This is a genomic window from Comamonadaceae bacterium M7527, from assembly GCA_021044545.1.
Classification (GTDB): domain Bacteria; phylum Pseudomonadota; class Gammaproteobacteria; order Burkholderiales; family Burkholderiaceae_C; genus RS62.
The window spans coordinates 28896-45398 of the sequence record CP087990.1; the positions used below are offsets into that span (position 1 = coordinate 28896).

Below are 16503 nucleotides of genomic sequence, written 5' to 3' on the forward strand. Positions count from 1 at the left end.
AGTGGTTTGTTTGCAGCGTAACTGCAAAAAATCCCAAAAATTTTTAAAACCTAAAACAATTAGAATAAGAGGCTGAATACCAGCCATAACCTCGTTTTTAGTTTTGGGCTCTTCATATTATGGAAGCCTGTGGCGTGGCTGCGACGGCGACCAAACAAACAGCGCCCGTTGCCCACAATGTATGTGGATAACGTGTGCATAAATCTGTGGATAACTAATTTTGGTTGACACGGCCGCTGTAGGGTCAAATCTGCGCAAAGGCTTGTTTTTTGCGGTTTTTGCCTACAATGGATCTCCAATCAATCGCAGTTGCCAAAGATTGTTGGTTCAGGGCGCGTCACCATGACGCGCCCTTTTTTCATTCATTGCGTACGGGTGCTAGGCAGCACTTGTAGATCACCTTTTTGTTGATGAAACACATTCGAAATTTCTCCATCATCGCGCACATCGATCACGGCAAGTCCACGCTGGCTGATCGCATTATTCAACGTTGTGGTGGTCTGAGTGACCGAGAGATGAGTGCGCAAGTGCTGGACTCCATGGACATTGAAAAAGAGCGCGGCATCACCATCAAGGCGCAAACTGCATCGCTGCAATACAAGGCGCGCGACGGACAAATTTACAACCTCAACCTGATTGACACACCGGGGCACGTGGACTTCTCTTATGAGGTGTCGCGTTCCTTGTCGGCGTGTGAGGGTGCCTTGCTGGTCGTGGATGCCAGCCAGGGCGTTGAGGCGCAAACTGTAGCCAACTGTTACACGGCGCTAGACCTTGGCGTTGAGGTGTTGCCCGTGCTCAACAAAATGGATTTGCCCCAAGCAGATCCAGACAACGCCAAGCTGGAAATTGAAGAAGTCATTGGCATTGACGCCTCTGATGCCATACCGTGCTCGGCCAAGTCGGGCATGGGTGTTGATGACATTTTGGAGATGGTGGTGGCCAAGGTGCCGCCACCCAAAGGTGACCCAGACGGCGCTGTGCGAGCCATGATTATTGACAGCTGGTACGACGCTTATGTGGGCGTGGTGATGTTGGTGCGTATGGTGGACGGTGAGCTAAAGCGCGGTGAGCGCATCAAGCTGATGGCAACTGATACGCAGTACAACGCTGACAAGGTAGGTGTTTTCTCCCCTGGCCCTGTCAACCGCGAATCGCTCAAAGCGGGCGAGGTGGGTTTCATCATTGCAGGTATCAAAGAGCTGCGCTCTGCCAAAGTGGGTGATACCGTCACTGTGGTGCGCAACGGCTCTGGTATGGCGGCGTTTACAGCCACACAAGCGTTGCCAGGCTTTAAGGAAGTGCAGCCGCAAGTGTTTGCGGGCTTGTTCCCCAGCGAATCCAGCGAGTACGACGCCCTGCGCGACGCGCTTGAAAAACTGCAACTCAATGACGCAGCGCTGCGTTACGAGCCGGAAGTGTCGCAAGCTTTGGGTTTTGGCTTCAGGTGTGGCTTTTTGGGCTTGCTGCACATGGAAATTGTGCAAGAGCGTTTGGAGCGGGAGTTTGACCAGGACCTCATCACCACCGCGCCAAGCGTGGTGTATGAAGTGGTCAAGGGCGACGGCGAGGTCATCACAGTCGAGAGCCCAGCCAAGATGCCCGAGGTTGCCAAAATACAGGAAATCCGAGAGCCCATAGTGACCGTGCATTTGTACATGCCGCAAGACTATGTGGGCGCGGTGATGACACTGGCCAACCAAAAGCGCGGTGTGCAAATGAACATGGCCTACCACGGCAAGCAAGTCATGCTGACTTACGAGTTGCCGCTGGGTGAAATCGTGTTGGACTTCTTTGACCGCCTGAAGTCTGTCAGTCGTGGCTACGCGTCTATGGACTACGAGTTCAAGGAGTACCGCGCCTCTGACGTGGTGAAGGTTGACATCATGCTCAATGGTGAGCGCGTAGACGCCTTGGCCATCATTGTGCACAGAAGCCAGTCACAGCACCGAGGCCGCGCTGTGGTGGGCAAAATGCGTGAAGTTATTTCACGCCAAATGTTTGACGTGGCCATTCAAGCCGCGATTGGCGGCAACATCATTGCCCGCGAAACCGTGAAGGCCATGCGTAAAAACGTGTTGGCCAAGTGTTACGGCGGCGATATTTCGCGCAAGCGCAAATTGCTTGAAAAGCAAAAAGCCGGTAAAAAACGCATGAAACAAATCGGCTCTGTTGAGGTGCCGCAAGAAGCCTTCTTGGCCATTTTGCAAGTGGAAGATTAATGACTGCAACATCTACCCCCAATATCACGCTTGGCGACAACCCAATCAACACCGTGATGTCTATTGTCACGGCGGTGCTGCTGGGTGTTTTTGTGGTGTTTGCCGTCATGTGGTACACCGGCGCGGTGCTTGGCAACTTTGCGCTGGTGCTGTTTCTGGCCACTTTTGTGACAGGCGTTTATTGGGTGGCTGAGCGCTTGTACTTTTTGCCACAGCGCCGCCTGGCTGCGCAGCGCTTGATAGACAACATGGCCCTGCGCCGCACGCAGTTGGCTGCGCAAGGCATTACCGACGTCGACACAGACTGGGACAGCCTTGAGGCCTCAGACAGCCTGCTGCGCCAGCCCTGGTGGCTGGATTGGACAGCAGGTTTGTTCCCTGTGTTGCTGGTGGTGTTTGTGCTGCGCTCATTTTTGTTTGAGCCCTTCAAAATACCGTCAGGCTCTATGGTGCCCACGCTGCGTATTGGCGACTTGATTTTGGTGAACAAGTTTCACTACGGCATACGTCTGCCCGTGCTCAACACCAAAGTGATGGACAACAACGAGCCGCAGCGCGGCGACGTGATGGTGTTTAGATACCCACCACAACCCAACCTGGACTACATCAAACGCGTTGTGGGCTTGCCTGGAGATGAGGTGTCCTACCTCAACAAGCAGCTGCGCATCAACGGTGAGCTGGTCGCCCAGCAACCGTTGCCAGATTTTTTTGACAGCGACAGCATGCGTTACAGCATGCAGTTTGAAACACAACTTGGCGGTAAGACGTTTAGGTTTTTAAACGACGAAAATCGCCCCGCCTTCGTGCCGGGTGCCGCAGACTTTGCCGGTCGTGAGAACTGCAACTACTCCGCGCAAGGCGTGGTGTGCAAGGTGCCAGCTGGCCACTACTTCATGATGGGCGACAACCGCGACAACTCATTGGATTCGCGCTACTGGGGCTTTGTACCTGAAGCCAACATTGTGGGCCGCGCGTTTTTTGTGTGGATGAACTTCTCTGACTTAGGTCGTATTGGTGGCTTTGAATAAACGCGTCACCCAAACCCAGCAGGGCGCGCCCACGCTGGCGCAGCTGTGTAGCGCCATAGGCCACACGTTTGCCAACCAGGTCCTGTTGCGTCAAGCACTGACGCACCGCTCTTACAGCGCGGACCACTATGAGCGCCTTGAGTTTTTAGGCGACTCAGTCTTGAACTTGGCCGTGTCTACCTTGCTGTACCAACGTTTGGGCGATTTGCCTGAGGGTGACTTGTCTCGCGTGCGAGCCAATTTGGTCAAGCAAGACACACTGGTGATGTTGGCACAGGGCCTAAACCTGTCCGAGCATTTGCGCCTGGGTGAAGGTGAGCACAAAAGTGGAGGGCGTTCACGCCCATCCATATTGGCCGACGCTGTAGAAGCTATTATTGGCGCGGTGTATGTGGACGCGGGCTTTGGCCCTGCGCAGGCATTTGTGCAGCGCTTGTTTGCCGATGTGCCTTTGGGCAGCGACAAGGCGGCCATGCGCAAAGACGCCAAGACGGCCTTGCAAGAGTGGCTGCAGGGCAGAAAAATGGCCTTGCCAACTTACAAAGTCGAGCGTATTTTGGGTGAGGCCCACCAACAGACGTTTGAGGTGTCTTGCAGTGTGCCCAGCTTGGGCCTGGTGGCCCTGGGCAACGGTACATCACGGCGCATTGCTGAGCAAGCAGGTGCGGCGGACATGCTGACCAAGCTGCAAACCAAGACTTGAACATCTACACCCTTACACATTCACACAATTACACCCATACCCACCTGTGACTGATAACACCTCTACCGCCCCCGGCACCCCCAAACCCACAAAGCCTAAAAAAGCTGCAGCACAGCCGCAGACCAGCACGCACGCCGCGCCGGCAGTGGATGCCAAGCTTAGGCCATGCTACAAGGCGCTTTGGGTGGTCGCGCAGCGCACAGCCCCGACAGCGTTGCGTCTGCTGAGCCTGTAGGCCCCAAGCGCTGCGGCACCATTGCCATTGTGGGCAGGCCCAACGTGGGCAAGTCCACGCTCATTAACGCACTGGTGGGGCAAAAAGTCAGTATCACGTCCAGCAAGGCGCAAACCACGCGCCACCGCATCATGGGCATGCGCACGGTAGGCGCCACGCAGTTTGTGTTTGTGGACACACCAGGTTTTCAAACGCGCCACGCCAACGCCCTGAACCGCTCACTCAACCGTACGGTGTTGGGCGCGGTCACAGACGTTGACTTGATTGTGTTTATGGTGGAGGCCAACAAGTTTGGCCTGGAAGACGCCAAGGTGTTGTCGCATTTGCCAGACAACATTCCCACAATTTTGCTGGCCAACAAGCTGGACATGGTGCACCGCAGAGGCGACATCGCACCGTGGTTGCAAAGCATGCAAGAGCGCCATACCTATGCCGAGTACGTGCCCATGTCGGCCAAAATCGCCAAAGACGTGCAGCGCTTTTTTGCCATTTGTGACAAGTACTTGCCCGAGCAAGACTGGATTTACCCGGCTGACGAACTCACAGACAAAAGCGAGCGCTTTTTGGCTGCCGAAATCGTGCGCGAAAAGCTCTTTCGCCTGATGGGTGACGAGCTGCCCTATACCTCCACCGTGGTCATAGACAAGTTTGAAGAAGAAGGCAAGTTGCGTCGCATTGCCGCCACCATCGTGGTTGAGCGTGACGGCCACAAAGGCATGGTGATTGGCGAGAAGGGCGAAAAGCTCAAACGCATTGGCACCGAGGCGCGCCAAGAGCTAGAAAAACTCACGGGCGGCAAAGTGTTTTTAGAGCTGTGGGTGAAGGTACGCTCAGGCTGGGCAGACAGCGAAGCGCGCGTGCGCTCGTTTGGTTACGAGTAAGCCAGCACAACTGGCATAACAACAAGCGCAGCACGCTACACATGGCGACTGTTACCCGCGTACAAGACCAAAGCGCGTTTGTGCTGCACCGCTACGACTGGAGCGAGTCCAGCCTCATCCTGGAGGTATGGACACGCGACCATGGCCGTATTGCCGTGGTGGCCAAGGGTGCCAAAAAGCCATCATCACAGTTCAGACCCATTTTGTTGCCTTTGCAAGCGCTCAGTATTGCGTGGCGCGGCGACAGCGAGGTTCGCACCTTGCGCGCCGCCCAGTGGGTGGGTGGCTATGTCATGCCTACAGGCGAGGCCTTGCTAACGGGCTTGTACCTCAACGAGTTGCTGCTGCGCATGCTGGCCAGAGACGATGCACACCCGGCCCTGTTTGATATGTATGCGCAAGCCATACGCAGCCTGGCCACGCAAGCGCAGCAAACCAGTAACCTAGCGTTGGTGGCGCGCTGCTTTGAGTTGTTTGTGCTGCGTGAGTTGGGCGTGCTGCCAGACTTGTCTAGCGAAGGCGCAACCCTGGCCCCACTGCAAAACCACACGCTGTACACCTTGCACCCCGAAATGGGCCTGCGCGCCGTACACAACATGGACGCAGGCAGCCAAACGGTTAGCGGTGCGCAGTGGCTGGTGATACACAATGCCATTCAAGGCAGCGGCACCGCAGGCACGCCCGCGCAGCAGTGGGGTGAGGCCATGCAAGCGTGCACGGGCCTGTCAGCCAAATTGCGTGGACAATTCAGGCTGTTGCTGCAATCTCATAGCGGTGTGCGTGTATTTAAAACACGGCAAATGTGGCTGGATGTCAACGCCATGGGAGCGCAAAGTTTGGGTGCTGTAGCCGCGCCAGTGGGCGTAAGCGCGCTGTAGCCCAGCCGTTAATGTTTGAACCTATTTTTTACGAGGTGCCCGCAGTGCATTCGTCGCATACCGCGTTGTCTGTCAACGTAAACAAAGTTGCCTTGCTTCGCAACACGCGCCACCTGGGGCTGCCCAGCGTCACGCGTGCAGCCACCATGTGTTTGGACGCTGGTGCGCATGGCATTACCGTGCATCCGCGCCCAGATGAGCGCCACATTCGCGCTGACGATGTGCACGAACTGGCCCAGCTGCTCAAAGCCTACCCCCACGCCGAGTACAACATTGAGGGCAACCCGTTTCATAACCTCATGGAATTTGTTGAAGCCACGCGCCCAGCGCAGTGCACCTTGGTGCCAGACAGTACAGACCAGTTCACCTCTGACCACGGCTGGCTGCTGCCTGCTGACAACGCGCGCTTAAAGCCCGTTATCGAGCAACTGCATGCATGGGGCGTGCGCGTGAGTTTGTTTATGGACCCAACGCCCAAGGACATGGCACAAGCCGCAGCCCTGGGTGCGCAGCGCGTGGAGTTATATACAGAAACCTATGCCAGTGCATACGCAGCAGGCGCTGGCACACCCGCCCAATTGGCCGTAACCCAGCAGTTTGCCCAAACAGCACGGGCCGCTTTGGACGCTGGCATGCAAGTCAACGCAGGCCATGATTTAAGCTTGGACAACCTCACGCACTTTTTGCAAACCGTCCCGCAAGTGGCCGAGGTGTCTATTGGCCATGCCTTGGTGGGTGACGCCTTGGAACTGGGCTACACCGCCGCTGTGCAAGCGTATCTGGGCTGTATTGCCAAGGCAGGGCGCGGCCAATGATTGTGGGCGTTGGCGTAGATATTTGTGAGGTGGTGCGCATAGAGCGCGCACTGGCGCGCCACGGCGACCGTTTTGCACACAAGGTGCTAGGCGCGCGCGAGATTGCTGTTTGGCAAGCGCGCACCGCGCGCTACGGCGACCGTGGCATGCGCTTTGTTGCCACGCGGTTTTCGGCCAAAGAGGCCTTTAGCAAGGCCATAGGCCTTGGCATGCGCATGCCCATGACCTGGCGCAACTGCGAAATACTCAACAGCCCCAGCGGCCAACCTTTTATTGCTCTCAGCGGCGAGCTGGCCACTTGGTTTGAGGCCAAAGGCTGGCGCGCCCACGTCACTGTTAGCGACGAGTCGGCTTACGCCACCAGCCACGTTGTGGTTGAAACCATTTAAATACGCATCTTTCAAGCTCTGTTATGACACCACATGCACCACTAATCATTGACGTTGCTGGCACTGAGCTGCAAGCCATAGACCTGCCGCGACTGCAACATCCGCTGGTAGGCGGCGTTATTTTGTTTGGCCGCAACTGGTCTGACCGCGCCACACTCACCAAGCTGTGCGCGCAAATTAAAGCTGTGCGTGAAGACTTGCTCATTTGTGTAGACCACGAAGGTGGGCGCGTGCAGCGCTTCAAGCGCGATGGCTTTACCCACGTGCCCGCCATGCGCGCTTTGGGTGAGTTGTGGGGTCAAGCCAAGCGTGGCGACGCAGCAAGCGCTGCCCTCAACGCCATGAACGCTGCCAGCGCGTGTGGCTATGTGCTGGGCGCAGAGCTGCGCGCTTGCGGCGTAGACTTTACCTTTGCTCCCATTCTTGACTTGGACTATGGCCACAGCGAAGTCATTGGTGACCGCGCATTCAGCGCATCCGCAAGCGTGACAGCAGCACTGGCCAAAAGCGTGATGCACGGCTTGCTGCAAGCTGGCATGGCCAACTGCGGCAAACACTTTCCAGGCCATGGCTTTGTAGCGGCAGACTCGCACACAGACATACCCGTAGACAAGCGCAGCCTCAAAGCCATATTGGCCGACGACGCCATGCCTTACGCATGGCTTAATGCCACGCTGACCAGTGTCATGCCCGCCCATGTGGTCTACCCCAAAGTAGACAGCAGGCCAGCAGGCTTTTCAGCCAAGTGGCTGCAAGACATATTGCGTAGCCAACTGGGCTTTCAAGGTGCCGTGTTCAGCGACGACCTCAGTATGGCGGGCGCCCGCCAAATTGATGGCAAGGCGGTAGACCCCACCACAGCCGCAGTGGCAGCACTCAACGCGGGTTGTGACCTGGTGTTGCTGTGCAACCAATGCGTAGTCGACAACGGCCAACCCATTGACGATTTGCTGGGCGGCTTAACCCAGACTTTGCTCAAGCAGCAGTGGCAAGCCACAGAGGCCAGCGAACAACGCCGCTTAAACCTGTTGCCCGTAGGCGCACCCAAAAACTGGGATGACCTGATGACAGAGCCTGCCTATATGCACGCGATGGCGTTGTTGCCCTGAGGGGGCGCTTGTTGGTGCGTCCGAGTCACTGACTGTCTTCTGCAACTGCCGGTTGAGCCTTAGAGATAACGTCGCGTCACAAGTTGGGCAGCCCGTAGATCGTTATAGCCGCAATAGACGAGTTACGGCATCTGCGTTCGATGCTGCTCAATAGGTAATCCTCCCCTTTTGCAGGGGCCGCAGAAGTAGAAACGTTATGCAGCCATGGCCAGTCGCTGCTTTGGTGTGAATCCGCCCAAGGCCATGTTGGGTCGGTCATGGTTGTAAGACCACATCCATTGGGTGGCAAAACGTGGCGCGCGCTGGCTCACTGCCTGTGACCATTGAGGTAACGGGAACACACACCGAGAACACGCCGGGTGAGTTGACCTTCTTCGTAACAGAAGACGAAAAGCAAATACCCTCTCGTGTCTACGGCAAGCGCGCCGTGCGCGTCACCCACAGTGGCCAAAGCCATTCCGTGCGCATCACCATAGAAGGCAATCGGCAACCGAAGCGCACCGTTTTGGTGTGCGCTTCATTCAAGTCCGATGAAGTACTTCGCAGCAGTGCCTGCAGTACAACATACATCAAATGACGACGCTAAAGTTAGGTGTGGCGGCGTGCTTGTTCGCCGTGTTTGGGGCTACCGTGGCCCAAACAACAAGCCTTGGGTTAAGCCTGCCATCATCCACAAGTGGTTATGGGTAAGACAGCATTTCGTCTGGCGGCTTTAGCTGCAGCCAAAGCGTGGATGGCTCAACCAAGATAGAGACCGGCATCGTTCGCACACAACAAGACGGTAGCACCACCATTGCAACCAATAAGCCAAACACCCAAACCGGTGTGTACGCCCGCATTGTGATTCCTATTGACAAGCCCAAGTCGCGCATTGACTGCACCGAGCTGTACCAACTCGAGCTGCAACGCAGGCGCATAGAGCTACAAGAACTGATCGCCGACGCCAAAGACCGCGAGGCAGATCGTGAGCTGAAGGCGCAAGAGCGCGCCCAAAGAAAGCGGGAGATCGAACCATCCGGTGGATTTGAGATGGTGCCGCTGAACTGACATCCTCGCTTACGTTGGCACTAGACAGCAGCGTGTCCATACTCTGGTCTGAGTGCGATGGGTATTTTTGACTTGCCAATTCTCTGGCGCAGGTCTGGTGGCGCTGCACGTTGAAAGTAGAGTTTGACGTTGTTGATGTAGTCAGCGTTCACAATGAGAGTGACGTTACCAACTTTCAGCTTTGCCACGTCAATCTACCTAAAAGCTACCTAAAAGCTACCTACACAGATGGTGCTTTTGGAGATTAGATGCTTGATTTAATTTAAATTAATCGAGCCAAATGGTGCCTCCGACAGGAATCGAACCTGTATCTAGCGCTTAGGAGGCGCTCGTTCTATCCGTTGAACTACGGCGGCCTGTCTGTGTTGAACAGCGAGGTGAGTTTAGCAGAGCTGGCGTGCTGTATTGGTGGCCAAGATGCTTTGTGGTCTGTGCAATGCGTTAGGCTTGGGCGTTATGAAGCAGCGTCACAACGTGTACGTGGTTGAGCTTAGCCCTGATGTGTTGCAGGAGGCCAAGTTTATGCGTGCCAACCCCAACTACCAAATCGGTCAGCCTTGTGTGTATGTGGGCATGACTGGGCGCGACCCTGATTTGCGGTTTGACCAGCACATGGCCGGCATCAAGGGCAATCGCTTTGTGCTGAAGTACGGTCAGCGCCTGATGTATGAGGTGTTTGAGCCACTAAACCCCATGCCTTATGGCGATGCGCAGTACATGGAGGTGGACCTGGGCATTCGCTTGCGTGAGCAAGGCTGGGGTGTGTGGCAGGCTTAGCTGGCTTTAGTCTACGGCGTCGGCGCTTTGGCGTTGCAGCATGGCCACCAGGTTGGCAATGGTTGGGCGCAGCTCGCGGCGGTCGCAAATGAGGTCTACCGCGCCCTTGGTCTGCAAGAACTCGGCGCGCTGAAAGCCTTCGGGCAAGGTTACACGCACGGTGTTTTCAATCACGCGTGGGCCAGCAAAGCCAATCAGGGCTTTGGGTTCTGCAATGACCACATCGCCCATAAACGCGAAGCCAGCACTGACGCCGCCCATGGTGGGGTCTGTCAGCACGCTGATGTAGGGCAGGCCTTTTTTGGCCAAGCGGGTGAGGGCGGCGTTGGTTTTGGCCATTTGCATCAGCGATAGCAAGCCTTCTTGCATGCGCGCGCCACCTGTGGCGGTGAAGCAGATAAAGGGGCACTTTTGCTCGATGGCGTGCTCTACGCCGCGCACAAAGCGCTCACCCACCACTGACCCCATGGAGCCGCCCATAAAGTCAAACTCAAAGGCTGCCGCAACCACGGTCATGCTCAGTACGCTGCCGCCCATGACTATGAGTGCATCGGTCTCATTGGTTGCTTTTTTGGCCTCTTTCAGGCGCTCTGGGTACTTGCGGCTGTCTTTGAACTTGAGGGGGTCAACCGGCTCAACTTCCTGCGCAATGTCGTAGCGCCCGGCTGCGTCTAAAAACGCATCCAGGCGTGCGCGCGCACCCATGCGGTGGTGGTGGTCGCAGTGGGGGCATACATTGGTGTTTTTCTCAAGGTCTGACTTGTACAGCACGGCGTCGCATTGGCCGCATTTGGTCCATATGCCTTCGGGTACGCTGCGCCTGTTGGCGGCCAGTGTGGGGTTGATGCGCGGAGGCAGTAGTTTTTCTAACCAAGACATGTTGTATCCCTTTTTCAGCGGCTTGACTGACGGTTGTGCCACCAGCCAAGCTAACCCGCTAGTTTAGCGCGCTGGCAGCGCATTGAGCGCCGTTTTTATACCGCTTAGAAACTGCTGCACCTCGTCGCCTACTTGGTCTTTAGCTGCTGTTTGCGCAATTTGTATGATTTTGCTGCCAATTACCACCGCATCAGCGTGTGCGCCCACGGCGCATGCGGTTTGTGCGTCACGTATGCCAAAGCCCACACCAACCGGAATGGTGATGTGTTGGCGTATGCGCGGCAGCATGGCGGCAACGGCGTCGGTGTCCAGGTGGCCTGCTCCGGTTACGCCTTTTAGCGAGACGTAGTACACGTAGCCAGTGGCCAGTTTGCCCACCAGGGCAATGCGCTGGTCAGTCGAGGTGGGGGCCAGCAAAAAGATGAGGTCCATGTCTTGCGCGCGCAAGGCTTGGGCAAAGTCTTCACATTCTTCGGGTGGGTAGTCCACCACCAGCACGCCGTCCACGCCAGCGGCTTTGGCATCGCGCACAAAGGCGTCTTTGCCGTGGGTTAAGTCGTAGCGCTCAATGGGGTTGGCATAGCCCATCAACACCACAGGCGTAGCGTTGTCCGTTTGGCGAAACTGGGCCACCATGGCCAGGACTTGCACCATGCCAATACCGTCACGTAGTGCTTGCTCACCTGCTTGCTGAATAACGGGGCCGTCGGCCATGGGGTCAGAAAACGGCACACCCAGCTCAATAATGTCTGCGCCACCTTGCACCATGTGGTGCATCAGTGAGGGCGTGATGTCCGCTTGCGGAAAGCCCGCAGTGATGTACGGAATGAGGGCGCGTTGGCCTTTGGCCGCCAGGGCCGCCATGGTGGTTTGAATACGGCTCATGGTTTGAACTCCACAACTTGTTCGCTGGTGATGTTGCCGGCTTGCTGACCACCTTTGACACTTTGGCCCCTGCAGCTTGGACGGCAGTAAAAGTCGGCTTGGCTGATGTCGGCCACTGTGCCTATGTCTTTATCACCCCGGCCAGACAGGTTGACCAAAATGGTTTGGTCTGGCGTCATGGTTTTGGCCATTTTGATGGCGTGTGCCATGGCGTGGCTGGACTCAAGCGCAGGGATGATGCCTTCGGTGCGGCACAGGTGGTGAAAGGCTTCCAGGGCTTCGGTGTCGGTGATGCCCACGTATTCGGCGCGCTTGATGTCTGCCAAAAACGCGTGCTCAGGGCCTACGCCTGGGTAGTCCAGGCCGGCGCTGACCGAGTGTGTTTCGGTGATTTGGCCTATGTCGTCTTGCAGCAAGTAGGTGCGGTTGCCGTGTAACACGCCAGGGCTGCCTCGGCTGATGGAGGCGCTGTGGTGGCCGCTGTCCAGGCCTTCGCCGGCGGCCTCAACGCCAATCAGGCGCGTGCCTGCATGCGGTATGTAGGGGTAAAAGATGCCCATGGCGTTGCTGCCGCCGCCCACGCAGGCCACCACGGCGTCGGGTTGTTTGCCTGCCATGGCGGGCATTTGCTCCAGACACTCTGTGCCTATGACGCTTTGAAAGTCGCGCACCATCATGGGGTAGGGGTGTGGTCCGGCGACTGTGCCAATGATGTAGAAGGTGTTTTCCACGTTGGTGACCCAGTCACGCATGGCTTCGTTGAGGGCGTCTTTGAGCGTGCGGCTGCCGGAATCCACGGGCACCACGGTGGCACCCAGCAGCTTCATGCGGTATACGTTGGGGCTTTGGCGTTTGACGTCTTCACTGCCCATGTACACCACGCACTCCAGGCCGTAGCGTGCGCAAATGGTGGCAGTGGCCACACCGTGCTGACCTGCGCCTGTTTCGGCAATCACGCGGGGTTTGCCCATGCGTTTGGCCAGCATGGCCTGGCCAATGACGTTGTTGATCTTGTGCGCGCCGGTGTGGTTTAAGTCTTCGCGCTTGAGGTAAATTTGCGCGCCGCCTACTTCTGCGCTGGTGCGCGCTGCGTGGTAGATGGGGCTGGGGCGGCCTACAAAGTGGGCCAACTCGTAGTGAAACTCACGCAAAAACTCGGGGTCGTGTTGGTAACGGGCGTAGGCTTCTTTGAGCTCGGCGATAGCGTGGGTGAGCGTTTCGCTGACGAAAGCGCCGCCGTAGGGGCCAAAGTGGCCACGCGCGTCGGGTTGTTGGTAGTTGTCCATGAGGGTGCCTCTGTGAAAAATACGTGACGGGTGTTGGCAAGCGCTGCAACAAGCAGCGCACGTGAGTCGCCAACGAAAAACAGGGGTGTTTGCTTCAGGCGCTTTGCACGGCTTGTACAAACTCAAGCATGCGGGCGCGGTCTTTAATGCCTTTTGATTGCTCTATGCCAGAGCTGACATCAACGGCCCAAGGCCTGGCGAGGCGTATGCCATCGGTCACGTTTGCAGGACTGAGTCCACCAGACAAAACGAGGCGACGGCTGGCGTTTAGTTCGGGATGTGACCAAGGGAAGGCTGTCCAGTCAAAAGAATGTCCGCCGCCCCCGTAAGCGTCAATTTTTGCGTCTAGCAAAACAGCTTGCGCCGGGCGGTACTGTTGGTTGAATTGTAAAAGATCAAAGCCGGCTGCGCCGGGGCCAGTTGGTACGCGGGCCACTTTCCAAAATGGCACACCGTAGTGCTGGCAATCCGCCAGGCTTTCTTCACCGTGAAACTGCAGTACGGCGTTGGGCGCCTGGCTGAGGTTGAGGTGTATGTCTGCGGCGCTGGTATTGACAAACAGCAACACGGGGGTCACGTGCGCAGGCAGGCGTGCTGCCAGCTGGCCAATGCGCTGTGGGCTTACAAAGCGTGGGCTTTTGGGGTAGCACACAAAGCCAATGAAGTTGGCTCCTACCTCTATGGCGTCGTCGACATCTGCTTCGCGGGTGAAGCCGCAAAACTTAACTAGCGGTTGGGTCATAGCGGCAAGCTGTCAAAAGCTGGTGTGTGTGCAGGTATGCCCCACTGGGCGTCGTAGGTGGGGCCCAAAAAATACAGGCCGCTGGGGCTAAAAGTGGGCGAGGCCGCTGCGCGGTTGCGCGCGGCCAGCACGGTTTGTATCCACTCAGGCGTTTGCCTGCCCAGGCCAATGTCAACCAGGCAGCCCATGATGTTGCGAATCATGTGGTGTAAGAAGGCGTTGCCCTCAAAGTCCACCCTGATGTAAGCGCCGCGTTGTGTCAGATCGGCGCGCAGCAGCGTTTTGATGGGTGTGGGTGACTGGCACTGGGCCGCCCTAAAGGACGAAAAGTCATGCTCACCCAGCAGCAGTTGAGCCGCGCGTGCCATGTGCGCTGCATTGAGGGGCTGGTGTATCCAGCCCACGCGCTGGTCGTCAAGGCAGGGCCGCACGCCGTGAGCCATCAATATGTAGGCATAGCGGCGGGTGTGCGCGCTGGCGCGGGCATGAAACGTTCGCGGCACAATGCGCGCCCATTGCACGGCAATGTCTTTGGGAAGGTAGCGGTTGGTGCCGCGCACCCAGGAGGCTTCGTCACGTATGGTGTTGGTGTCAAAGTGCACCACTTGCATGAGGCCATGCACGCCTGAGTCTGTGCGCCCTGCACACAGTGTGCTTGGCGGCTCACCAGCGGTGAACTGGCCCAGGGCTTGCTCAAGCTTGTCCTGCACGGTGTTGCCGTCGGATTGGCTTTGCCAGCCGTAATAGCCGCTGCCCTGATAGGCCACACCCAAGGCCACGCGGTGGCCTTGGGCAGGCGCAGTGCTGATGGCTTGGTCTGGCGTGGGTAGCGGCGCTGGGGCAGGCTTTGCGAGTGTGCTCAAGTCTTGTCTTTTAAGTCTAGGTCGGACGCGCGCAAGTCGGTCATGTTGTTGAGGTTGGCGGGCACGGCCAGAGCGTACAGCTCGTTGCTGGGGTCCAGGTCTTGCCCCCAGTCACAGCACTGCGCCCACTCTGGCGAATCAGGCTCAACCAGGCTGCAAAGTTCACGCGCTGTGGCCTCGTAGGCCAGTTGTGCGCCACGGTATCGGTGGAATTCAAGCAAGGCCATGTACAGGTCTGGCCTGTCGGGCTCGTAGGCCAGGGCCTGGTTGAGCGTGTGCACAGCCAAGTCTTGAAAACCGTCGCGCCACAGGGTGTAGGCCTTGCCCAAGGGGTCTTGGTCCTGGTCAGGCTCTTGGCTGTCACTGTAGTCTGTGCTGGCTGTGGCGTTGACGTCTTGCACATGATTTGGCAAGTGGCTTGCACTGCGACTGCGGGCTTTGTTGTCGTTCAGGTGGTCAACATCTTGTGTCGGCGCTGTTGCGGTGGTGGGTGTTTCCGCATGCTCCCCGGCTTTGGCAGTGTTGCTGCGCTTGGGCATAAACAACCAAGCCAGTAGTGCCAATAGTGCGACGGCAATGGGCCAAAACAAGGGGTTCTTGACTTGCGGGTGTTGCCAAAACGCATGACTTTGCACGCGCTGGGCCAAAGCGGCCAACTGTGCCTTGATGTCTTTGGGCTCGGACTGGGTGGCGACGATGGCGTTGCCTGCGGTGACCGCCAAAGGCACTTCCTTCAGCGGTGTACCTATGTTTGCAGGGGTGGCGGCCACGTCCAACGCTGTGCCGGTTGGCGTTTCAGTCTGTGCGGGTTCGTTCGCGTTTGTTGTTTCGTTGGTAGGGCTTAGCTCTTGCTGCAGTGCTTGCAGCTCGTTGAGGCGCTGTTGCGCTGCCGCTTCTCGCTGTTTGGCCGCCTCGTCGGCTTGCGCTTGGGCCAAGGCCTCAAGTGCTTTGGCCGCGTCTGCCGAGGCTTTCAGCTCCAGGCGGTCACCGGTCTGTGCTGTGGCCGCCTGCTGGGTTTGTATGCTGCCTTGGCTGGGGTCTTGGGTGACAGCGGCCTGCGCCGTATTGGCAGCCAAGCGCTTCTTGTAGGCTTCAAAGGCGCTGCGTTGCGTTGCGACCAAGCGGTTGGCTGTTGCCTTGTCAACGGCTTGCACCTGTTCGGCACTGGGCAGTGTGAGCGCAGCGCCTGCTTTAACCAGGTTGATGTTGTCTTGAATAAACGCTTCAGGGTTTTGGCGTTGCAGGGCAATCAGGGCTTGGTTGGCGCTGACGCCGCTGCCAAAGCTGTCAAATGACCTGTCTATGATTTGGCTGGCAGTGTCGTTGCGCTGCACGTTCACCACGGCCAGGCGATTGCCAATTGGCGGCTGCTCTTGTGTTGGCGTGTTGGGGTCCAGCGCTAAGGCAAACTCACGTTGAGAGACACCACTGGCCCAGCGCACATCCAGCAACAAATCCACCGTGTTGCCCACCAATGGATCGCGGGTGCTGATGTCTACACAGGCTGAGCCGTCTGCGCGGCGCCGCAGCTCAATATTGAGTACGGCCAGGCCGCGTTGGTATTGCAAGCCCGCTTGGGCATAGCTGCCAGGCGCTGCAGGCGTGATTTGCAATCCGTTTATTTGGTCGGGTGTCCAATCAATGACTTCAATGCAGGCTTGCAAGGGCTCGCCTTGGCGTGAATTGACTGTTGCGCCACCCAGTTCTACTGCCTGCGCCAAGCCGCTGCCGAGCAGCAACGAAGCCAGCGCTACAAGGCGCAGG

The 16503-nt window shown here is 57.4% G+C and carries 17 protein-coding genes and 1 tRNA gene; 11 read left to right on the forward strand and 7 right to left on the reverse strand.

Annotation, left to right across the window (positions count from 1 at the left end; genetic code table 11):
* Window positions 1-410: 410 nt before the first annotated feature.
* The 10 genes from lepA (at window position 411) to LN050_00205 (ending at window position 9307) form a co-directional block, all read left to right on the forward strand.
* A complete protein-coding gene (lepA, locus tag LN050_00160) occupies window positions 411-2222 on the forward strand; it encodes a translation elongation factor 4 (GenBank protein ID UFS56359.1) in 1812 nt (603 codons plus the stop codon).
* A gap of 56 nt (window positions 2223-2278) precedes the next feature.
* Window positions 2279-3250 carry a signal peptidase I gene (gene lepB / locus LN050_00165; protein UFS57406.1) on the forward strand — a complete coding sequence of 324 codons (972 nt, stop codon included), beginning with the start codon at window positions 2279-2281 and terminating at the stop codon, window positions 3248-3250.
* Window positions 3237-3953 (forward strand): ribonuclease III, encoded by a 717-nt coding sequence (gene rnc, locus LN050_00170; protein ID UFS56360.1) that lies wholly within the window; start codon window positions 3237-3239, stop codon window positions 3951-3953. Before lepB ends, rnc begins: the two co-directional genes overlap by 14 nt.
* Window positions 3954-4118: 165 nt before the next feature.
* On the forward strand, window positions 4119-5069 hold the full coding sequence (gene era, locus LN050_00175) for a GTPase Era (GenBank protein ID UFS56361.1): 951 nt from the start codon (window positions 4119-4121) through the stop codon (window positions 5067-5069).
* A gap of 41 nt (window positions 5070-5110) precedes the next feature.
* On the forward strand, window positions 5111-5947 hold the full coding sequence (recO, locus tag LN050_00180; GenBank protein ID UFS56362.1) for a DNA repair protein RecO: 837 nt from the start codon (window positions 5111-5113) through the stop codon (window positions 5945-5947).
* An 11-nt stretch (window positions 5948-5958) separates the two neighbouring features.
* The gene (locus tag LN050_00185; protein UFS56363.1) at window positions 5959-6762 is read left to right on the forward strand and encodes a pyridoxine 5'-phosphate synthase; all 804 of its coding nucleotides are present in this window, start codon (window positions 5959-5961) and stop codon (window positions 6760-6762) included.
* Window positions 6759-7151, forward strand: coding sequence for a holo-ACP synthase (gene acpS, locus LN050_00190; GenBank protein ID UFS56364.1), 393 nt, complete (start codon window positions 6759-6761; stop codon window positions 7149-7151). Before LN050_00185 ends, acpS begins: the two co-directional genes overlap by 4 nt.
* A gap of 23 nt (window positions 7152-7174) precedes the next feature.
* Window positions 7175-8260 carry a beta-N-acetylhexosaminidase gene (nagZ, locus tag LN050_00195; GenBank protein UFS56365.1) on the forward strand — a complete coding sequence of 362 codons (1086 nt, stop codon included), beginning with the start codon at window positions 7175-7177 and terminating at the stop codon, window positions 8258-8260.
* A gap of 316 nt (window positions 8261-8576) precedes the next feature.
* On the forward strand, window positions 8577-8837 hold the full coding sequence (locus tag LN050_00200; protein UFS56366.1) for a hypothetical protein: 261 nt from the start codon (window positions 8577-8579) through the stop codon (window positions 8835-8837).
* Window positions 8838-8989: 152 nt separating this feature from the next.
* On the forward strand, window positions 8990-9307 hold the full coding sequence (locus LN050_00205; protein UFS56367.1) for a hypothetical protein: 318 nt from the start codon (window positions 8990-8992) through the stop codon (window positions 9305-9307).
* Window positions 9308-9588: 281 nt separating this feature from the next.
* Here the strand turns inward: LN050_00205 and LN050_00210 are convergent.
* Window positions 9589-9663, reverse strand: a tRNA-Arg gene (locus LN050_00210).
* 100 nt (window positions 9664-9763) lie between these two features.
* On the opposite strand from LN050_00210, the gene LN050_00215 reads away from it, so the two are divergent.
* Window positions 9764-10084, forward strand: a complete 321-nt coding sequence (locus LN050_00215) for a hypothetical protein (protein UFS56368.1) — start codon at window positions 9764-9766, stop codon at window positions 10082-10084.
* Window positions 10085-10090: 6 nt separating this feature from the next.
* Here LN050_00215 and accD read toward each other — a convergent pair whose 3' ends face one another.
* The 6 genes from accD to LN050_00245 form a co-directional block, all read right to left on the reverse strand.
* Window positions 10091-10963, reverse strand: a complete 873-nt coding sequence (accD, locus tag LN050_00220; protein ID UFS56369.1) for an acetyl-CoA carboxylase, carboxyltransferase subunit beta — start codon at window positions 10961-10963, stop codon at window positions 10091-10093.
* Window positions 10964-11026: 63 nt separating this feature from the next.
* Entirely contained in the window at window positions 11027-11848 is an 822-nt protein-coding gene (gene trpA, locus LN050_00225; protein ID UFS56370.1) for a tryptophan synthase subunit alpha, read from the reverse strand.
* Window positions 11845-13134: a tryptophan synthase subunit beta gene (gene trpB, locus LN050_00230; protein ID UFS56371.1), complete on the reverse strand. Its 1290-nt coding sequence runs from the start codon at window positions 13132-13134 to the stop codon at window positions 11845-11847. Before trpB ends, trpA begins: the two co-directional genes overlap by 4 nt.
* 94 nt (window positions 13135-13228) lie before the next feature.
* A complete protein-coding gene (locus LN050_00235) occupies window positions 13229-13876 on the reverse strand; it encodes a phosphoribosylanthranilate isomerase (protein ID UFS56372.1) in 648 nt (215 codons plus the stop codon).
* A complete protein-coding gene (truA, locus tag LN050_00240) occupies window positions 13873-14685 on the reverse strand; it encodes a tRNA pseudouridine(38-40) synthase TruA (protein UFS57407.1) in 813 nt (270 codons plus the stop codon). Before truA ends, LN050_00235 begins: the two co-directional genes overlap by 4 nt.
* Window positions 14686-14735: 50 nt before the next feature.
* Entirely contained in the window at window positions 14736-16478 is a 1743-nt protein-coding gene (locus LN050_00245; protein UFS56373.1) for a hypothetical protein, read from the reverse strand.
* Between the last annotated feature and the right edge of the window lie 25 nt (window positions 16479-16503).

Coding starts and splice junctions, on each gene's coding strand:
- lepA (UFS56359.1), top strand. CDS start 411: ATGAAACACATTCGAAATTTCTCCATCATCGCGCACATCGATCACGGC.
- lepB (UFS57406.1), top strand. CDS start 2,279: ATGTCTATTGTCACGGCGGTGCTGCTGGGTGTTTTTGTGGTGTTTGCC.
- era (UFS56361.1), top strand. CDS start 4,119: ATGCTACAAGGCGCTTTGGGTGGTCGCGCAGCGCACAGCCCCGACAGC.
- recO (UFS56362.1), top strand. CDS start 5,111: ATGGCGACTGTTACCCGCGTACAAGACCAAAGCGCGTTTGTGCTGCAC.
- LN050_00185 (UFS56363.1), top strand. CDS start 5,959: ATGTTTGAACCTATTTTTTACGAGGTGCCCGCAGTGCATTCGTCGCAT.
- acpS (UFS56364.1), top strand. CDS start 6,759: ATGATTGTGGGCGTTGGCGTAGATATTTGTGAGGTGGTGCGCATAGAG.
- nagZ (UFS56365.1), top strand. CDS start 7,175: ATGACACCACATGCACCACTAATCATTGACGTTGCTGGCACTGAGCTG.
- LN050_00215 (UFS56368.1), top strand. CDS start 9,764: ATGAAGCAGCGTCACAACGTGTACGTGGTTGAGCTTAGCCCTGATGTG.
- accD (UFS56369.1), bottom strand. CDS start 10,963: ATGTCTTGGTTAGAAAAACTACTGCCTCCGCGCATCAACCCCACACTG.
- trpA (UFS56370.1), bottom strand. CDS start 11,848: ATGAGCCGTATTCAAACCACCATGGCGGCCCTGGCGGCCAAAGGCCAA.
- trpB (UFS56371.1), bottom strand. CDS start 13,134: ATGGACAACTACCAACAACCCGACGCGCGTGGCCACTTTGGCCCCTAC.
- LN050_00235 (UFS56372.1), bottom strand. CDS start 13,876: ATGACCCAACCGCTAGTTAAGTTTTGCGGCTTCACCCGCGAAGCAGAT.